18 protein-coding genes are annotated in these 16,089 nt (G+C 69.5%); 11 read left to right on the top strand and 7 right to left on the bottom strand.

Going from position 1 to position 16,089, the window contains the following annotated elements; genetic code table 11:
* Nucleotides 1-95: 95 nt before the first annotated feature.
* Nucleotides 96-2,051, top strand: a complete 1,956-nt coding sequence (locus tag ACFWZ4_RS12855) for an FTR1 family protein (RefSeq protein WP_439705080.1) — start codon at nucleotides 96-98, stop codon at nucleotides 2,049-2,051.
* A 108-nt stretch (nucleotides 2,052-2,159) separates the two neighbouring features.
* Here the strand turns inward: ACFWZ4_RS12855 and fdxA are convergent, their stop codons facing one another.
* A complete protein-coding gene (gene fdxA / locus ACFWZ4_RS12850) occupies nucleotides 2,160-2,483 on the bottom strand; it encodes a ferredoxin FdxA (protein WP_439705079.1) in 324 nt (107 codons plus the stop codon).
* Between the two features lie 245 nt (nucleotides 2,484-2,728).
* On the opposite strand from fdxA, the gene ccoN reads away from it, so the two are divergent.
* The 9 genes from ccoN to ACFWZ4_RS12805 are packed head-to-tail and all read left to right on the top strand — an operon-like array spanning nucleotide 2,729 to nucleotide 9,596.
* Complete coding sequence (gene ccoN / locus ACFWZ4_RS12845; RefSeq protein WP_439705078.1) at nucleotides 2,729-4,195, top strand: cytochrome-c oxidase, cbb3-type subunit I; 1,467 nt, start codon at nucleotides 2,729-2,731, stop codon at nucleotides 4,193-4,195.
* Nucleotides 4,196-4,208: 13 nt separating this feature from the next.
* Nucleotides 4,209-4,862, top strand: coding sequence for a cytochrome-c oxidase, cbb3-type subunit II (gene ccoO / locus ACFWZ4_RS12840; RefSeq protein ID WP_439705077.1), 654 nt, complete (start codon nucleotides 4,209-4,211; stop codon nucleotides 4,860-4,862).
* Nucleotides 4,859-5,077, top strand: a complete 219-nt coding sequence (locus ACFWZ4_RS12835; RefSeq protein WP_439705076.1) for a cbb3-type cytochrome oxidase subunit 3 — start codon at nucleotides 4,859-4,861, stop codon at nucleotides 5,075-5,077. The genes ccoO and ACFWZ4_RS12835 overlap by 4 nt, the downstream gene beginning before the upstream one ends.
* On the top strand, nucleotides 5,074-5,991 hold the full coding sequence (gene ccoP / locus ACFWZ4_RS12830) for a cytochrome-c oxidase, cbb3-type subunit III (protein WP_439705075.1): 918 nt from the start codon (nucleotides 5,074-5,076) through the stop codon (nucleotides 5,989-5,991). Before ACFWZ4_RS12835 ends, ccoP begins: the two co-directional genes overlap by 4 nt.
* Nucleotides 5,966-6,253, top strand: a complete 288-nt coding sequence (locus tag ACFWZ4_RS12825) for a hypothetical protein (protein ID WP_439705074.1) — start codon at nucleotides 5,966-5,968, stop codon at nucleotides 6,251-6,253. The genes ccoP and ACFWZ4_RS12825 overlap by 26 nt, the downstream gene beginning before the upstream one ends.
* Nucleotides 6,250-8,481 carry a heavy metal translocating P-type ATPase gene (locus tag ACFWZ4_RS12820; RefSeq protein WP_439705073.1) on the top strand — a complete coding sequence of 744 codons (2,232 nt, stop codon included), beginning with the start codon at nucleotides 6,250-6,252 and terminating at the stop codon, nucleotides 8,479-8,481. The genes ACFWZ4_RS12825 and ACFWZ4_RS12820 overlap by 4 nt, the downstream gene beginning before the upstream one ends.
* The gene (gene ccoS / locus ACFWZ4_RS12815) at nucleotides 8,478-8,690 is read left to right on the top strand and encodes a cbb3-type cytochrome oxidase assembly protein CcoS (RefSeq protein ID WP_439705072.1); all 213 of its coding nucleotides are present in this window, start codon (nucleotides 8,478-8,480) and stop codon (nucleotides 8,688-8,690) included. Before ACFWZ4_RS12820 ends, ccoS begins: the two co-directional genes overlap by 4 nt.
* Complete coding sequence (azu, locus tag ACFWZ4_RS12810) at nucleotides 8,687-9,139, top strand: azurin (protein ID WP_439705071.1); 453 nt, start codon at nucleotides 8,687-8,689, stop codon at nucleotides 9,137-9,139. Before ccoS ends, azu begins: the two co-directional genes overlap by 4 nt.
* Nucleotides 9,140-9,191: 52 nt before the next feature.
* The gene (locus tag ACFWZ4_RS12805) at nucleotides 9,192-9,596 is read left to right on the top strand and encodes a group III truncated hemoglobin (RefSeq protein ID WP_439705070.1); all 405 of its coding nucleotides are present in this window, start codon (nucleotides 9,192-9,194) and stop codon (nucleotides 9,594-9,596) included.
* 160 nt (nucleotides 9,597-9,756) lie between these two features.
* Here ACFWZ4_RS12805 and tpx read toward each other — a convergent pair whose 3' ends face one another.
* The 6 genes from tpx to ACFWZ4_RS12775 all read right to left on the bottom strand — a co-directional run bounded on the left by tpx (nucleotide 9,757) and on the right by ACFWZ4_RS12775 (nucleotide 15,126).
* Nucleotides 9,757-10,257 (bottom strand): thiol peroxidase, encoded by a 501-nt coding sequence (gene tpx, locus ACFWZ4_RS12800; RefSeq protein WP_439705069.1) that lies wholly within the window; start codon nucleotides 10,255-10,257, stop codon nucleotides 9,757-9,759.
* 24 nt (nucleotides 10,258-10,281) lie between these two features.
* Complete coding sequence (locus ACFWZ4_RS12795; RefSeq protein ID WP_439705068.1) at nucleotides 10,282-10,719, bottom strand: CopD family copper resistance protein; 438 nt, start codon at nucleotides 10,717-10,719, stop codon at nucleotides 10,282-10,284.
* A 139-nt stretch (nucleotides 10,720-10,858) separates the two neighbouring features.
* A complete protein-coding gene (locus ACFWZ4_RS12790; RefSeq protein ID WP_439705067.1) occupies nucleotides 10,859-11,419 on the bottom strand; it encodes an SCO family protein in 561 nt (186 codons plus the stop codon).
* Nucleotides 11,420-11,423: 4 nt separating this feature from the next.
* Nucleotides 11,424-12,218, bottom strand: coding sequence for a formylglycine-generating enzyme family protein (locus tag ACFWZ4_RS12785; RefSeq protein WP_439705066.1), 795 nt, complete (start codon nucleotides 12,216-12,218; stop codon nucleotides 11,424-11,426).
* Between the two features lie 3 nt (nucleotides 12,219-12,221).
* Nucleotides 12,222-13,751 (bottom strand): copper-containing nitrite reductase, encoded by a 1,530-nt coding sequence (nirK, locus tag ACFWZ4_RS12780; protein ID WP_439705065.1) that lies wholly within the window; start codon nucleotides 13,749-13,751, stop codon nucleotides 12,222-12,224.
* 136 nt (nucleotides 13,752-13,887) lie between these two features.
* Complete coding sequence (locus ACFWZ4_RS12775; RefSeq protein WP_439705064.1) at nucleotides 13,888-15,126, bottom strand: NnrS family protein; 1,239 nt, start codon at nucleotides 15,124-15,126, stop codon at nucleotides 13,888-13,890.
* Nucleotides 15,127-15,147: 21 nt separating this feature from the next.
* Between ACFWZ4_RS12775 and ACFWZ4_RS12770 the strand changes: the two genes are divergently transcribed.
* The gene (locus ACFWZ4_RS12770; protein ID WP_439705063.1) at nucleotides 15,148-16,089 is read left to right on the top strand and encodes a glucose 1-dehydrogenase; all 942 of its coding nucleotides are present in this window, start codon (nucleotides 15,148-15,150) and stop codon (nucleotides 16,087-16,089) included.

The following is a 16,089-nucleotide window of genomic DNA, read 5'->3' as shown; positions in this document are numbered from 1 at the left end:
TTTTGCCCGGATCCGGCGAGGCCGCCGCCGAAGAACCTCTGCGGCATCCGGACACGCCTGACGCCGCGCGCCCGGTTCCGGCCTATACTGAGGCAATGATAGGCATTCTCAACAAGACGGCCGCGTGGATCCTGGTCTTCGCGCTGCTGGCGAGCGGGAGTTCCGCCCTCGCCCGGGCCCAGTCGGCGCCCTCCGCCGCAGCCGGGACGACCAGCGTGCCGGCATCGCCCGCGGTCAGCCAGACCTGGCAAATGCTCGACTACCTGGCCACCGACTACGCCGGCGCGGTACGCGACGGCAAGGTGATCAGCGCCTCCGAATATGCCGAGATGCGCGAGTTCGCGGCCACGGTGCGCCAGCGCCTTGCGCAGCTGCCGGCGCGCCCGGGCTCGCCCGCGCTGCAGGCGCAGGCCGCGCAGCTGGTGCAGCTGATCGACGCCAAAGCCGCCACGGCCGACGTGGCGCGCCAGGCCCACGGGTTGGCGGACGCGTTGCTGGCCGCCTATCCGGTGCCCACGGCCCCCGCGCACCTGCCCGACCTCGCCCGCGGCGCGGCGTTGTACCAGCAGACCTGCGCCGCATGCCACGGCGCCATCGGCCAGGGCAACGGTCCCGCGGCCGCGGCGCTCGATCCGCCGCCGATCGACTTCACCGACCGCACGCGTGCCGATCAGCGCAGCGTGTTGTCGCTGTACGAGGCCATCAGCCAGGGCGTCAAGGGCACGGCGATGAACGCCTATGCCGAACAGTTGTCGGTCGACGATCGCTGGTCGCTTGCCTACTACGTCGGCTCGCTGGCCTACGCGCACCGTGCGGGCGAAGGTGTGCGCGCGTGGAAGGACAACGCCTTGGCGCACCAGCGACTGGGCAACCTGGAGGAGCTTTCCCGCGCTCGCGTGGCGGACCTGGCGCCGGCGCTGGGCGAGCGGCAGGCGCAGGCCATCCTCGGTTACCTGCGCGCCTATCCGCATGCATTGCCGAAGTCCCGTTCCGGCCTGGCGCTGGCCCGCGAGAAACTGGCCGCCAGCCTCGTCGCGTGGCGACAGGGCAATCGTGACGAAGCGGAGCGCCTGGCACTTTCGGCATATCTCGATGGCGTGGAACCGGTCGAGCCGCAACTGGATGCCCGCGACGGCGCACTGCGCTCGCAACTGGAAACGGCCATGGGCGCATACCGCACCGCGGTAGCCAGCGAAGGGCCCGGCGTGGCGGAGCGCCAGCAGGCCGCCGACGCGCTGCTGCAGCGGGCCCAGGCCGCCCTCGCCGGCGGTTCGGCCGACGCCGCCTCGGCGTTCCTCGGTGCCTGGACCATCCTGGTGCGCGAAGGGCTGGAGGCGCTGCTGGTCGTCGTCGCCCTGCTCGCCTTCCTGCGCAAGGCCGAGCGCCCGGCGATGCTGCGCTACGTGCATGCCGGCTGGAGCCTGGCGTTGCTCGCGGGCCTGGCCACCTGGGCGGTGGCGAGCTACGCGGTGGCGATCAGCGGCGCCGGACGCGAACTTACCGAGGGACTGTCCTCGCTGTTCGCCGCCGCCGTGCTGCTTTGCGTGGGGCTATGGATGCACCGCAAGAGCGTGGGCGGACGCTGGCAGGCGTACCTCAAGGCGAAAATGGCCGCGACGCTCGATCGCTCGGCCTGGTTCCTGTTCGGCCTGGCCTTCCTCTCGGTCTACCGCGAGGTGTTCGAGACGATCCTGTTCTACGTAGCGATGTGGAACGAAGGCCCGCGCGTTTGGCTGCTCGGCGGCATCGGTACCGGCGCGCTGACGCTTGTCGCGATCGCGTGGCTGCTGCTGCGCACCAGCCGACGGCTGCCGCTGGGCAAGTTCTTCTCGGCCAGCTCCGCGCTGATCGCGCTGCTGGCGGTGGTGCTCACCGGCAAGGGCATCGCGGCGCTGCAGGAAGCCGGCTGGATCGGCGTGCATGTGGCGCCGTTGCCGCGCATCGAACTGCTCGGCATTTACCCGACCTGGCAATCGATCAGCGCGCAGGCGGTGGTGGCGCTGGTGCTGGCCGCCGGGTATGCACTGAACCTGCGGCGCGTTCCAGGCTGACCCGGCCCTTTCCTGCAGGAGCGCGGCGAACTGCCCGGGCGCGTCCTGCGCGAGGTCCCTCGCGCAGGCGCACCCTGCAGCCCTCCCTAACCGATCCCCGGGCGGGTGCTACCGCTTTAGCAGCGGCAGCTTGTCCGGCACGCCGTCCCATCGTCCGGCCTCTTCCATCGCCGGGATCTTCGTGGTGATCACCGGCCACTCGCGCGCCAGTTCGGCGTTGAGCGCCAGGAAGCCTTCCTGGCCGAGCGGGATGTCCAGTTCGGGAAAAATCGCGCCCACCGGGCACTCCTCCACGCAAAGCGTGCAATCGATGCACTCGTCCGGGTTGATGACCAGGAAGTTCGGCCCTTCGTGGAAGGCATCGACCGGACACACCTCCACGCAGTCGGTGTGCTTGCAGTTGATGCAGTTCTCGGTCACGACGTGGGTCATCGCCGGAGAGTATGCAGACGCCCCCCGCGGTGCGCCCTGACCCAGGTCAGGCGCCGGAACGGGGCGGCACGGGGCCGGCGGGCTTGTACGCCACGGCTACGAACGCGCGCGCACGATCACGGCCGGCGGCGTGCGACAACCGGCCACAGCACCGAAGCGGTCTTTTGCCGCGGTGCTTTGACACAGGTCAGGCGAACCGGTCGGCCGCCCACGGAAAATACACGGACTTCTCCTGGAACCCCTCCATGCCCAACACCGAGTATTACAACGACAAGGTCGTGCGCCAGTTCCTGCTGGCGGCGGCCGTGTGGGGCATCGTCGGCATGTCGGTCGGCGTGCTCGCGGCCGCGCAGCTGGCGTGGCCCATGTTCAACTTCGATACCTCGTGGCTGACCTTCAGCCACATCCGCCCCGACCACACGTTCGGCGTGATCTTCGCCTTCGGCGGCTCGGCGCTGATCGGCACCTGCTACTACGTGGTCCAGCGCACCGGGCACACGCGGCTGGCCTATCCGAAGCTCGCCGCGTTCACCTTCTGGGGCTGGCAGGTCGCCTGCCTCGCGGCGATGGTGACCATGCCGCTGGGCCTGACCCAGAGCAAGGAGTACGCCGAGCCGGAATGGTGGATCGACATCATCATCGCGGTGGTGTGGGTGAGCCTGGGGGTGGTGTTCTTCGGCACGCTGGCGCGCCGGCGCATCCGCCACATCTACGTGGCGAACTGGTACTACGGCGCGTGGATCATCGCGGTGGGGCTGCTGCACATCGTCAACAACCTGGTGATCCCGGTGTCGCTGTCGAAGTCCTACCCGATCTACTCCGGCGTGGTCGATGCGATGGTGCAGTGGTGGTACGGCCACAACGCGGTGGCGTTCTTCCTGACCGCCGGCTTCCTCGGAATGATGTACTACTTCGTGCCGCGCCAGGCGCAGCAGCCGCTGTGGAGCTACCGCTTCTCGATCGTGAACTTCTGGGCGCTGATCTCGGTGTACATGTGGGCCGGCGCGCATCACCTGATGTACACCGCGCTGCCGGACTGGGTGCAATCGGTCGGCATGGCCTTCTCGCTGGTGCTGCTGATGCCCAGCTGGGGCTCGGCGGCGAACGGCCTGATGACCTTCAACGGCTCCTGGCCCAAACTCAAGACCGACCCGGCCGCGAAGTTCATGGTGCTGTCGCTCGTGTTCTACGCGGGCAGCACGTTCGAGGGCTCGATGATGGCGGTCAAGACCGTCAACCAGCTCTCCCACTACACCGACTGGACCGTGGCGCACGTGCACAACGGTGCGCTGGGCTGGGTCGCGATGATCACCATCGGTTCGCTCTACGCCATGGCGCCGCGCGCGCTCGGCCAGCCGGCGATGTACTCGCGCAAGGCGATGGAATGGCATTTCTGGCTGCACGTCTTCGGCGTGGTCCTGTACGTCGGCTCGATGTGGGTCGCCGGCGTCACCGAGGGCCTGATGTGGCGCGCCACGCTGCCCGACGGGTCGCTCACCTACCCGTTCATCGACAGCCTGCTGGCGATCCAGCCGGCCTACTGGACGCGCTGGTTCGCTGGCCTGGTGATCCTCACCGGCATGGTGCTGATGGCGTGGAACCTGTGGCACACCGCCGCCGACGCCCGTGCGCGGCTGATCAAGCCGATCCCGGTGCCGATTCCCGAGCCCGATCCGCACCAGGTCCCCGAACCGCTGCCGAGTGTGGGCTGAGGAACACGATCAGATGGCTTACAAGCATTTCGAAATCATCGAGAAGAATGCCGCGCTGCTTGGCATCCTCACGGCGATCATGGTGTCGATCGGCGGCCTCGCCGAGATCACTCCGCTGTTCATGGAAGCCCATGCGGTCAAGGCGCCGTTGGGGGTCAAGCCGTACGACCCGCTGCGCCTGGCCGGCAAGGACATCTATGTGCGCGAGGGCTGCTACCTGTGCCACTCGCAGATGATTCGCGCGCTGCGGGCCGAGACCCAGCGCTACGGCCACTTCTCCACCGCGCAGGAATCGGTCTACGACCGTCCGTTCCAGTGGGGCTCCAAGCGCACCGGGCCGGACCTGGCGCGCGTGGGCGGCAAGTACACCGACCAGTGGCAGCGCCTGCACCTGGAGAATCCTCGCCAGGTGGTCCCGCAGTCGAACATGCCGCAGTACGACTGGCTCGAGCACAACACGATCAGCGCCGAGGACATCCAGGCGCGCATGCGTGCGCTGCGCAAACTGGGCGATCCGTACACCGATGCGGACATCGCCAGCGCACCGAAGGCGCTGGCAGGCAAGACCGAGATGGATGCACTGATCGCCTACCTGCAGGGACTGGGCATCCAGAACGAGCCGGCGGCCACCGTGCCGGTGCCGACCGGCCACGGAGGCACGCCATGAACCATCCGATGATGAATCCGTTCTGGGGGCACCTGACCGGCGTGGTCACGGTGCTGCTGATGCTGGTGTTCATCGGCATCTGGATCTGGGCCTGGCGCAAGCGCCACCGCTCGACCTTCAAGCGGATGAGCGAGCTTCCGATGGAAGACAAGCCGCAAGGGCCGGCGCCGGGCACGCCGGATGAGAACAAGAACGACAAAGGTAGGCAGCCGTGAGCGCGGGTTGGTCGTTGTGGGTGATGTTCCTGGTGGTGCTGAACTTCGGCATCACGTTCCTGCTGTTCCTGTGGGCGCCGCGGGCGAAGATCCCGACACTGTCGGACGACACCAGCGGCCATGTCTGGGCGCACGGCACGATCCGCGAGGGCGTGCGCAACCTGCCGCTGTGGTGGCTGCTGCTGTCCGGCACGATGTTCGTGGCCGGCGCGCTCTATCTGGTGCTTTATCCCGGCTTCGGCAATCACAAGGGCACGCTCGGCTGGACCGCCCATGGCGAACTGGCCCGCGATGAAGCCGCCAACAACGCCAAGCTGGACGACCTGATCGAGCGCTTCCGCAAGTATCCGGTCGAGCAGCTGGCCGACGACCCGGCCGCGCAGCAGATGGGCGAGCGCCTGTTCGTGGACAACTGCGCCGCGTGCCACGGGCGCGGCGGCTACGGCAACGTCAAGCTGGGCGCGCCCAGCCTGATCGACGACGACTGGCTCTACGGCGGCAGCGGCAAGGACATCCTCACCTCGATCCGCGAGGGCCGCGCCGGCATGATGCCGCCGTGGTCCAGCCTGGGCGAGGACAACGTCAAGAACCTGGCCAACTACGTGCTGAGCCTTTCCGGCTCGTCGCACGACGAAGGACGCGCCGCCGCCGGCCAGCCGCTGTTCACCACCTGCGCCGCCTGCCACGGCCCGCAGGGCAAGGGCAACCCGGCGCTGGGCGCACCCAACCTCACCGACAGGATCTGGCTGCACGGCGGCAAGTTCGAGGACATCGTGCGCACCATCGGCGGCGGCCGCCAGGGGCAGATGCCCGCGTGGAGCAAGCGCCTGAACGACGACCAGACCCGCGTGCTCGCCGCCTACGTCTACCATCTCTCGCACCAGGGCGATGCAGCAGCACAAGCCTCCCGCTGAGACGTCGGCCGCGGCCGACGCCTGGTACCGGCAACCCGTGCTTTGGCTCGGGGCGGTGATCTTCGCCGCGTCGTTGGCCGGGTGCATCTGGACGATCGTGCTCGGTTCGCGCCACGCCGACCTGCCGCTGCAGATGACCGAGCATCCGCACACGTTGCTGGACATGCCGATGCACGGGGCCGCGAAGGCCGACGGGCAAAAAGCGGAGAGCGCGAAGGCCTCGTCATCCCGCGCGGCGGGAGCGCCTGGGCGCGGCCCATGAACGCCGCAGGCATGCACGCGGCGTGGCTGCACCCGCGCCTTGCGGCGCAGGTGATCCGTCCCCGGCGCGATGGTCGCGCCGAAATCGCGCTGCGTGTCGAGGGCCTCACCGACCCACGCCAGCAACTGCGCCTGGACGCGCGCCTGCACGCCTTGCCCGGCGTGACGCGCGTGGCGATCGACGCCCGCGCACAGCGCGCGCGTATCGTGTGGAACCCCGACCGGCTCGCCCTGCCGCAACTGCTCGACGCGTTCGCCGCCGAGCAGTGCGGCGCGCGGCCGCTGCGGCGCGAACACATCGACGACGCGCGCAGCGGCGAGGCCAACGACGCGCTCAAGCGCCTGCTGGTCGCCGGCATGTGCGCCATGCAGGTGATGACCTACGCCTTCGTCATGTACATCGGCGTGGTCGATTTCGTCGACTTCACCACCCGCGGGCTGTTCCGCTGGCTCAGCCTGCTCACCACCGCGCCGGTGGTCGCCTACTCGGCGCAGCCGTTCCTCGCTGGCGCCTGGCGCGAGGTGAGCACGCGCCGGCTCGGCGTCAACTTCACCGTGTCGCTGGCGGTGCTGCTGACCTTCGGCGCCAGTGTGTGGAGCACGCTACGCGGGCACGGCGAGATCTATTTCGATTCGGTGAGCATGTTCGTCTTCCTGTTGCTGGCCGCGCGCCACGTCGAGCTGCGCGCGCGCCATGCCAGCGGCGCGCTGGGCGAGGCCGCGCAGGATGCCACCCCGCTGGTGGCCGAGCGTCGCCGCGCCGACGGCAGCCTGGAAACCATCCCGGCGCTGGAACTGCTTCCCGGCGATCGCGTACGCATCGCCGAGGGCGGCACCGTGCCGGCCGACGGCGTGCTGGAGAGCGAGGCGATCGAGGTGGACGAGGCGCTGCTCTCGGGCGAGTCCCGCCCGCGCCGCCGCCAGCGCGGCGAGCGGCTGGTCGCCGGCGCCGTGGTCCTGGGCAGCCCGGCCGAACTGCGCGTGGAACACAGCGGCGACGACACCGCCGCCGCACGTCTCGGCCAACTGGCCGGCCGCGCGCGCCAGGCGCGCCCGGGCAACGGGGCCGCCGACCGCGAGGCCACCCGCTTCGTGCTGCGCGTGCTGGCGCTGACCACGCTCACCGCGCTCGCCTGGCTGTGGCTCGACCGCGCGCGCGCGTTCGACGCCGCGGTCGCCGTGCTGGTGGTCGCCTGTCCCTGCGCCTTCGCACTGACCCGCCCCGCCGCCGTCACCCGCGCGCTGGCCGTGCTCGCCGGACGCGGCGTGCTGGTGACCGAACCGGCCGCGCTCGATACGCTCGCACGCGTCGATTACGCGCTGTTCGACAAGACCGGCACGCTGACCACGCCTCGGCTCGACCCCGACGCGGTCGAGCCGCTGCGCGACGGCCTGGCGCCGCAGCAGGCGTTGCGCCTGGCCGCGGCGCTGGCGCGCGAAAGCACCCATCCGCTCGCCACAGCGCTGGCTGCCGCCTGGCCGGGCGACACGCCCGCGGTGCACGCGCTGAAAGTCTCCGCCACCGCCGGTATCGGCGCCGAGGTGGACGGCCGCGCGCTGCGCCTGGGTCGCCCCGATTTCGCGCTTGCCTTGAGCGGTTGCGCGGCGCCGGCCGGCGCCGCCGGCACCTTGCTGCTGGCCGATGCCGAAGGCCCGCTGGCCGCCTTCCACGTCAGCGAGGCGCCACGCAGCGATGCCGCCGCGACGCTGCAGGCGCTGCGCGGCGAGGGCATCGCCACCGTGCTGGCCAGCGGCGATACCCGCGCCCGCGTGGCGCCGATCGCAAACGCGCTGCACATCAAGCGCTGGGCCGGTCGCCAGTCGCCCATTGACAAGCTCGCGCTGCTCGAGGCGGCACGGGCGCAGGGCCACGTCACGCTGGCCGTCGGCGACGGCAGCAACGACGCCCCGGCACTGGCCGGCGCGGACGCCTCGGCCGTGCTCGCTTCGGGCACCGACCTGGCGCAGGCGCATGCCGACCTGCTGCTGGCGCGTGGCCGTCTGGATGGCCTTCTGCAGGCGCGCCACGTCGCCCGCCAGCTTGCCCAGGTGGTGGCGCAGGGCCGTCGCTGGTCGCTCGCGTACAACCTGTTGGCGGTGCCGTTCGCCGCCGCCGGCCTGGTTCCCCCATGGCTGGCCGCTATCGGTATGTCGGTCAGCTCGCTGGTGGTGGTGCTCAACGGCCTGCGCGTGGGCCGCGCGGGCACCGGCCCGGCACTGCGCGCATGAACATCCTGCTGGTGCTGATCCCGGTCACCGGCCTGATCGTGCTGGTCGCCGTGGCGCTGTTCTTCTGGGCCGCCAACCACCAGCAGTTCGATGACCTGGAAAGTCCTGCCGTACTGCCGCTGATGGAAGATGAGCCGGTCTCCGGTCAGGCCGGCGACGCGGCGCCCATCGACCCCGCTTCCCCCGATAGCAAAGGAGACACCCCGTGAAACGTCGTCTGTTCGCTTTCGCCCTGCTTGGCCTGGCCGCTGCCCCGACTTGGGCCGCCTCCAACTGCTCGACCACCATCCAGGGCAACGACGCCATGCAGTTCGACCAGAAGTCGATCGTCGTGCCCAACACCTGCAAGCAGTTCACCGTCACGCTCAAGCACGTGGGCAAGCTGCCGAAGGCCGCGATGGGCCACAACTTCGTGGTGTCCTCGACCGCCGACGAGCCGGGCATCGTCGCCGACGGCGCCAAGGCAGGCATCGACAACAACTACCTCAAGCCCGGCGACAACCGCATCATCGCGCACACCAAGATCATCGGCGGTGGCGAGAGCGATTCGACCAGCTTCAAGGTGGACGCGCTCAAGCCCGGTCAGGACTACGAGTTCTTCTGCTCGTTCCCCGGCCACGCCGCGCTGATGAAGGGCACGATCAGCCGCGCCAAGTAACCTCACCGCCGCGCCGCGGATCGCCCGCGGCGCGGCCACCCAAGCGAAAGACATGCGCGACACCACGCTTACCGAATCCACGATCGCCCGCCTGGTCGATCGCTTCTACGACAAGGTCACCGCCGACCCGTCGATCGGCCCGGTGTTCAACGCCGTCGTGCACGACTGGCCCGAACACAAGCGCCTGCTCACCCGTTTCTGGTGCTCGGTGGCGCTGGGCGCGGCCAGTTATCGCGGCAACCCGATGGCCATGCACCGCCCGCTACCGATCCGCGCCGAACACTTCGATCACTGGCTGGCACTGTGGCGCGCCACCTGCGCCGAGGAACTGGACGAGGCCGGTGCCGCGCAGATGGTCGAGTACGCCGAGCGCATCGGCCGCAGCCTGAAATACGGGTTGGGGCTCAATCCCGACGCGCGCGGGATCGGCGTCCCGCTGGTCTCGGTCCGCCGTTGATCCCATGCGCGCACCTGCCCACGCCAGCATCCGGACATCTGTCCCTCGGCGCGTAACGAGGCCACCCATTCCCGCCGATCGTTGAACCACTGCAGGAGCGCACCCTGTACCGCCGTGCTCACGGTCGCGCACTGGGTGCGCTCCTGCAGGTGACCGGCGCTCAGCCCAGCGCGGCCAGCGCGGCGTCGTAGTCGGGCTCGTTCGTCAGCTCATCGACCAGCTGCGCGTGCAGCACGCGGTTGTCCGCGTCCAGCACCACCACCGCGCGCGCGGCAACCCCGGCCAGCGGCCCGGTGGTGAGCGCCACGCCGTAGTCGGTGAGGAACTCGCGCCCACGCATGGTCGAGAGCGTCACCACCCGTTCCAGCCCCTCGGCGCCGCAGAAGCGCGCCTGCGCGAACGGCAGGTCGGCCGAGATGCACAGCACCACGGTGTCGCTGAGCTTCGCCGCCAGTTCGTTGAAGCGGCGCACCGAGGTGGCGCACACGCCGGTGTCGATGCTGGGGAAGATGTTGAGCACCTTGCGCTGGCCCGCATAGCTGGACAGCGCCACGTCGGCCAGGCTCTTGCCGACCAGCGTGAACGCCGGGGCCTGCGCGCCCTTGACCGGGAACGCGCCGCTGACTTCGACCGGTTCGCCCTTGAACTTCACTTGCGACATGACGCTTCCTCCTGGGGATGAGACCTACAAGTAGAACATGGTCTTGGCCAGGAACACGATGCCGACCATCAACGCCAGCACCACGCGATGGGTATGGCGGAAGCGGCATACGCTCATCCGCCCATGCGCGCCGGCCCAAACCGCGTTGACGAACACCGCGAGCACGCCGAACGCCAGCGCGACCTTGAGCAGAAGGAACCAGCCAAAGCGCGTGCCGACGCAGGTGACGCCGTCACAGCGGATATCGAAGAGCATGCCGCCGCTGAGGAAAAGCAGCAGCACCACGACCGGCATGAAGCGCCGTACGCGCGCCATCACCGCCTGTTCGATGTTGGCCATCGTCGTTGCATCGAAGCGCTTGTGCAGGCCTTCGAGCACCAGCACCTCGAACGCGGCCGCGCCGACGAACACGATGGCACAGGACAGGTGCAGCAGCAGGATCCAGGGGTACCAGGCGGCCATGCTCGGGCCTCGTTCGGGACTGCCCGCAGCGTGCGCCGCACCAGGCCCCGCGGCCATGACCTGCATCAACGCAGGATCGTCGTCCGGTGGTCTTCAACCCGCCGGCCAAACATCGCGCAATGGTGGGCTGAAGCTCGCCCTACTTCGCGACGGTGGCCTTGCGCACGGCGGCGACGAACTCCGGATCGGTGCGGCCGATGATGCTGGTGCGCGCCACGATGCGCCCCTCCCCATCCAGCAACAGCAGCGCACTGGAGTGGTTGAACTCGCCGTCGGGCAGCTTGCGGTATTGCACGCCCAGCAACGCAGCGAGCGAGCGGGTGTCCTGCGGCGCGGTACGCGCGAGCGTCCACCAGCGCAGGTCCAGCTTGTGCGCGGCGGCATAGCGGCGTAGCGCGTCCACGTCGTCGCGCTCGGGGTCGAAGCTCACCGCGAGCAGGTGCAGGTCGACCGGCTCGCCGGCGGCGCGCCGGGTGGCCTTCATGGTGTCGATGATCATCGGGCAGACCATCGTGCACGAGGTATAGAACATGCTTACGATCCGCGGCGTGCCGCGGCCCGCGGCGAGCGGCGCGACGTGGCCGTCCTGGTCGGTCAAGGGCACCGACAACTGGTAGATCGAATCGGATGGCAGCGGCGAGGCGGCCTGAATCGGGGCGGCGAGCAGCAGGGCAAGCAGCGTCAGAAGCAGTCGTTTCACGGGTTCACTCCGGCCGGGCGCAGCGGAAGCCCAGATTGGCGGTGGTATCGGTGGCCTTGAGCGAGGAGAGCATCGCAACGCGCATCAGCGTGGCGTAGTTCTCCTTCTGTTCCATGGTGATGGCGCCGGCGCCGCAGAACTTGAGCTTGTCGGCGCCGTCCTGCTCGCGGCTGTCGGCACTGGTCATCATCGCGTTGAAGTCCTCCACCCACTCCCACACCAGGCCGTTGAGGTCGCGCACGCCGTGGACGTCGGGCTTGCCGCCGACCGGCGGCAGCGCGTCGTTGGAGGGGCGCGCGTACCAGGACAGCACGCGCTCGCGCCACGCCGGGTCGCTGCGCGCGTCGGCGCGGGTGGCGTCCGCCGCCGCGGCGTATTCCCACTCGTACCAGGTCGGCAAGCGAGCGTGCTCGCTTTCACAGTACGCCTGCGCGGCAAACCAGCTCACCTGCGTCACCGGTTGGCGCGGCAGCGCGTCGGGGCCGAGCTGGTCGGGCGCCGCCCACTGCGACAGGTAGCGGCCGTCGGCGAACACACTCGGCACGCGATCGCGCCGCCATTCGGGGTGGCGTCTGACGAAGGCAAGGAACTCGGCATTGGTCACCGGCTCGGTGCGCAGGCGGAAGGGTTCGAGGACGGCCGGCGCCGTCTTGCCGTCAGCCGGGAGCACGCTGGCGAACTCACCGCCCGGCAGCGGCCGGTACTTCGCCGACGCGCCGTCCGCCGCCAGGATCGGCCCGGCCAGCAGCAGGCCCAGCAGCATCAGCCCGAGCCTGGCAACGGAAGGACGCCGGCGCATCGCTCAGTGCTCCGCGGCCGGCGCCGGGGCCGGCTGCGCGCGGACCTTGGCCACCTCTTCCTTGGTCACCTGCCCGCCCGGGTTGTCCCAGCTGTTGAGCACGTAGGTGAGCAGGTTGGCGACCTCGTCGTCGGTCAGTTGCGTCATCGGCGGCATCACCGAGTCGTATTCCTTGCCGTTCACCGTGACCTTGCCGGTCAGGCCGTGCAGCGGGATCGCGATCAGCTTGTCCTTGTCTTCCTTCACCAGCTTCGCAACCAGGTCGGACTTGGCCAGCGGCGGGAACACGCCCGGCAGGCCTTCGCCGTTGGCCTGGTGGCAGACCGAGCAGGTGCCGGTGAACAGCTGCTTGCCGGCGGCGACCTGGTCGGCCTTGCTCAGCGTGCCGGCGGCGTTGGCCTTGGCCGCGGTGCTCACCGCGTGCAGGTTCGGTTCGGCGCGATCGCCCAGGTACACCGAGTCCACTTCCTTGCCCGAGTAGATCGCCTTGTTCTCCGGGCCATCCACTTTCAGGATGCCCAGCGCGCCCTTGTTGAACGCGCGGAAGATCGAGTGATCGACCAGCACGTAGCTGCCCGGCACGTCGGTGTGGAACTCGACGATGGCCGCGCCGCCGGAGGGGATCAGCGTGGTCTGCACGTTCTCCTGCGGATGCAGGCCGCCCTCCTGCTGCACGCGGTCGAAGATCTCGCCGATCACGTGGAAGCTGGAGACCAGGTTGGGGCCGCCGTTGCCCACGAACAGGCGCACCGATTCGCCGACCTTCGCGGTCAGCGCCTTGTCGCCGGTGAGCGCGCCTTCGTGGCCGTTGAACAGCACGTAGGTCGGGCGCTCGTCGATGGCCTTGTCCATGTCGAAGGGCTGGTGGCCCTTCTCGCGGTACTTGCCGGTGGTGTAGAAGTCGCCCTGCATCACGTAGTACTCGTGGTCGACCTTGGGCAGGCCCTGCGGCGGCTCGACCAGGATCAGGCCGTACATGCCGTTGGCGATGTGCATGCCCACCGGCGCGGTGGCGCAGTGGTAGACGTAGATGCCGGCGTTGAGCGCCTTGAAGGTGAACTGCGACTCGTGCCCCGGCGCGGTGAAGCTCGATGCCGCGCCGCCGCCCGGACCGGTCACGCCGTGCAGGTCGATGTTGTGCGGCATCTTGCTGGTCGGCGAGTTCTTCAGGTGGAACTCCACCGTGTCGCCCTGGCGCACGCGGATGAAGCTGCCCGGCACGGTGCCGCCGAAGGTCCAGTAGGTGTAGGTGACGCCCTCGGAGATCGGCATCTCCTTCTCGATCACTTCCAGCTCGACGATCACCTTGGCCGGGTAGTTGCGGTGGATCGGCGGCGGCACGTGCGGCGGGCTGGTCAGCACCGCGTGGATCGGCTCGCCCTGCGGCGGGCCGAAGTCGGTCGGTGCCGACACCGGTGCGGAAGCCGCCTTGGCCGCAGTGGGTTCGCCGGCACTGGCGGAGGGTTTGTCCGAACAGGCGACCAAAGCCAGCATGCTGGCGGCCGCGAGTACGAGGGACAGCCTTCGTGACATGAGGAATCGCTCCTGTGGTTCCTGGGGATCAGCCTAGGTCCCGGGCCACTGACGCGCTTGACCTGCGTCACGCCCACTGCCGGAACCGGCCTGATGCGTCACCCTGCCACAGAACGATGTTGCCGAGATGTCTAACCTAGCCGGGCTTGCCGTCCACGCGCGGGGTCAGGTAGATCCAGGCCGAGCGGATCACCCAGGGCAGGAAGGCCACCAGCCAGCCGCAGGCGGTCACGATCAGCCACAGGTAGCTGTCGCGGACCAGCTCCGCCCACACGCGCAGCAGCACCACGCCCTGCAGCAGCACGAAGCAGGCCCACGGCACCGCGCCCATCTGCAGCGGTCGGCCGGAATGGCCCTGGGTAACGCGGGTGACCATCGCCACCAGCATCGAGCCGAAGTAGCCGATGGTCAGCACGTGCAGCGGGGCCAGGCCGAGCACCGGCCCGCGCCCGGCGAACAGGCACAGGCTCTGCACCGCGTACAGCGCGAACGCGATCGGCAGCCAGGCGAAGGCAAGATGCAGTACGGCGAGCAGACCCGGGCGCATCGCCTTCCACGGCTGCCAGGCGATGGCGTGCCAGCCGAACAGCAGCGCCAGCGGCACATCGACGACCCACAGCCAGGCCTGCGCGTGGCCCAGGTCCAGCGCCAGGTGCGCCAGCAGCAGCGGCCACATCAGCGGCAAACTCCAGGCCGGGCGGCGCGCCACGTAGCCCTTCACCACGTTGCCGCTGAAGAAGGCGAGCATGCGGTGCGCCACCGTGAAGTAGACCGGCACCAACAGGCCAAAGGTGCCCAGCTTGATCGCGAAGCGCGCGCAGTGCGCCGGCGCGCCGAGCAGGAAGCCCAGGAATGCCGCCAATCCCAGCGCGCCCAGGCACAGCGCCGCCAGGCACGACCAGGCGTGCTGGTTGCGCTGTTCGGAGGCGCGCAGCACGCCGGCGAGCGTGACCACGCCGACGAGATACCCGGCCAGCATCAGCGCGATGCCGGCGCGCAGTACCCACGGCATGTCCAGCAGCCCCACGTGCGAGAGCAGGTACCCGGCGAACACCGAGCCGGCCACCGCCACGTAGCGCCGCGGGCGGATGGACGGCCGGCTGAGCCATTTGGGGAACGTGGTCAGCAGGAAGCCGAACATGAACATCGGCAGCATGCCGTACTGGGTCAGCATCGCGTGCGCCCAGCCCGGCGGCACCGGCGGTTGCGGCCACCCGTGCCAGCCCAGGCGCATCGAGGCCAGTTCCAGCGCCCACCAGGCCATGCTGGTCAACACCGCCAGCGCACCGGCGAGGAACAGGGGGCGGTGCGGCGCAGCGGCAAGCAGCGTGGCGATGGGCGGGAACGTGCTGTTGGTGGTGGCGGATTCGCGCATGCGAGGCTCGCAAGGGTGGAAATGCGAGCGATTCTCCCGCGCACCCGTCGCGGCGGCCGTGACCTGAATCAGCCCTGCGTCAACCAGCTCTGCGTCAACCAGCCGTGCGTCAATCGGCCCCCGCGCCGGTTGACGCAGGTCAGCATCGCCCCGGATCGCCCGATCCATGCTCGCTTCATGTCGGAAGAGGAGGATTCGGTCATGGGCAGGCTCGATGGCAAGACCGCACTGGTCACCGGCGGCGCCGTAGGCATCGGCGCGGCCTGCGCCCGGCGCATGGTGGAAGCGGGGGCGCGTGTGGCGATCGTGGACGTGCACGACGATGCCGGGCAGCGGCTGGCCGTCGAACTCGGCGACAGCGCACGCTACCTGCATGCGGACGTGTCGGTCGAAGTGGAGGTGGCCGCCGCCGTCGCCGCGACCGTGGCCGCGTTCGGCCGGCTGGACGTGCTGGTGAACAATGCCGGCATCTCCGGCGCGAACAAGCCCACCCACGAGCTGACCGAGGCCGAGTGGGACCGCGTGCAGGCGGTCAACGTCAAGGGCGTGTTCTTCGGCACCAAGCACGCCATCGCGCCGATGCGCGCGGCCGGCGGCGGCAGCATCATCAACCTGTCCTCGATCTACGGCCTGGTCGGCGCGCCCGACGTTCCGCCCTACCATGCGTCCAAGGGCGCGGTGCGGCTGATGAGCAAGACCGACGCGCTGCTCTACGCGGCCGACCGCATCCGCGTGAACTCGATCCATCCCGGCTTCATCTGGACGCCGATGGTCGAGCAGCACATCGCCGCGATGGGCGGTGACGCGCAGCAGCACCGGCGCGATACCGCCGCGCTGCACCCGCTGGGCCACCTGGGCGAGCCGGACGACATCGCCTGGGGCGTGGTGTACCTGGCTTCGGACGAATCCCGCTTCGTCACCGGCAGCGAGCTGGTGATCGACGGCGGCTATACCTGTCGCTGA

Source organism: Frateuria sp. GZRe12, from assembly GCF_051900535.1.
Classification (GTDB): domain Bacteria; phylum Pseudomonadota; class Gammaproteobacteria; order Xanthomonadales; family Rhodanobacteraceae; genus Frateuria_A.
This window is presented reverse-complemented; position numbering and strand designations above follow the sequence as displayed.

What these genes read in the sequence shown, in the direction of transcription:
- ACFWZ4_RS12770 (WP_439705063.1), top strand. Translation starts at nt 15,148, where the DNA reads ATGCGAGCGATTCTCCCGCGCACCCGTCGCGGCGGCCGTGACCTGAAT.
- ccoO (WP_439705077.1), top strand. Translation starts at nt 4,209, where the DNA reads ATGGCTTACAAGCATTTCGAAATCATCGAGAAGAATGCCGCGCTGCTT.
- ccoN (WP_439705078.1), top strand. Translation starts at nt 2,729, where the DNA reads ATGCCCAACACCGAGTATTACAACGACAAGGTCGTGCGCCAGTTCCTG.
- ACFWZ4_RS12805 (WP_439705070.1), top strand. Translation starts at nt 9,192, where the DNA reads ATGCGCGACACCACGCTTACCGAATCCACGATCGCCCGCCTGGTCGAT.
- ACFWZ4_RS12785 (WP_439705066.1), bottom strand. Translation starts at nt 12,218, where the DNA reads ATGCGCCGGCGTCCTTCCGTTGCCAGGCTCGGGCTGATGCTGCTGGGC.
- ACFWZ4_RS12775 (WP_439705064.1), bottom strand. Translation starts at nt 15,126, where the DNA reads ATGCGCGAATCCGCCACCACCAACAGCACGTTCCCGCCCATCGCCACG.
- nirK (WP_439705065.1), bottom strand. Translation starts at nt 13,751, where the DNA reads ATGTCACGAAGGCTGTCCCTCGTACTCGCGGCCGCCAGCATGCTGGCT.
- ACFWZ4_RS12855 (WP_439705080.1), top strand. Translation starts at nt 96, where the DNA reads ATGATAGGCATTCTCAACAAGACGGCCGCGTGGATCCTGGTCTTCGCG.
- ACFWZ4_RS12820 (WP_439705073.1), top strand. Translation starts at nt 6,250, where the DNA reads ATGAACGCCGCAGGCATGCACGCGGCGTGGCTGCACCCGCGCCTTGCG.
- tpx (WP_439705069.1), bottom strand. Translation starts at nt 10,257, where the DNA reads ATGTCGCAAGTGAAGTTCAAGGGCGAACCGGTCGAAGTCAGCGGCGCG.
- fdxA (WP_439705079.1), bottom strand. Translation starts at nt 2,483, where the DNA reads ATGACCCACGTCGTGACCGAGAACTGCATCAACTGCAAGCACACCGAC.
- ccoS (WP_439705072.1), top strand. Translation starts at nt 8,478, where the DNA reads ATGAACATCCTGCTGGTGCTGATCCCGGTCACCGGCCTGATCGTGCTG.
- ACFWZ4_RS12835 (WP_439705076.1), top strand. Translation starts at nt 4,859, where the DNA reads ATGAACCATCCGATGATGAATCCGTTCTGGGGGCACCTGACCGGCGTG.
- ACFWZ4_RS12825 (WP_439705074.1), top strand. Translation starts at nt 5,966, where the DNA reads ATGCAGCAGCACAAGCCTCCCGCTGAGACGTCGGCCGCGGCCGACGCC.
- ACFWZ4_RS12795 (WP_439705068.1), bottom strand. Translation starts at nt 10,719, where the DNA reads ATGGCCGCCTGGTACCCCTGGATCCTGCTGCTGCACCTGTCCTGTGCC.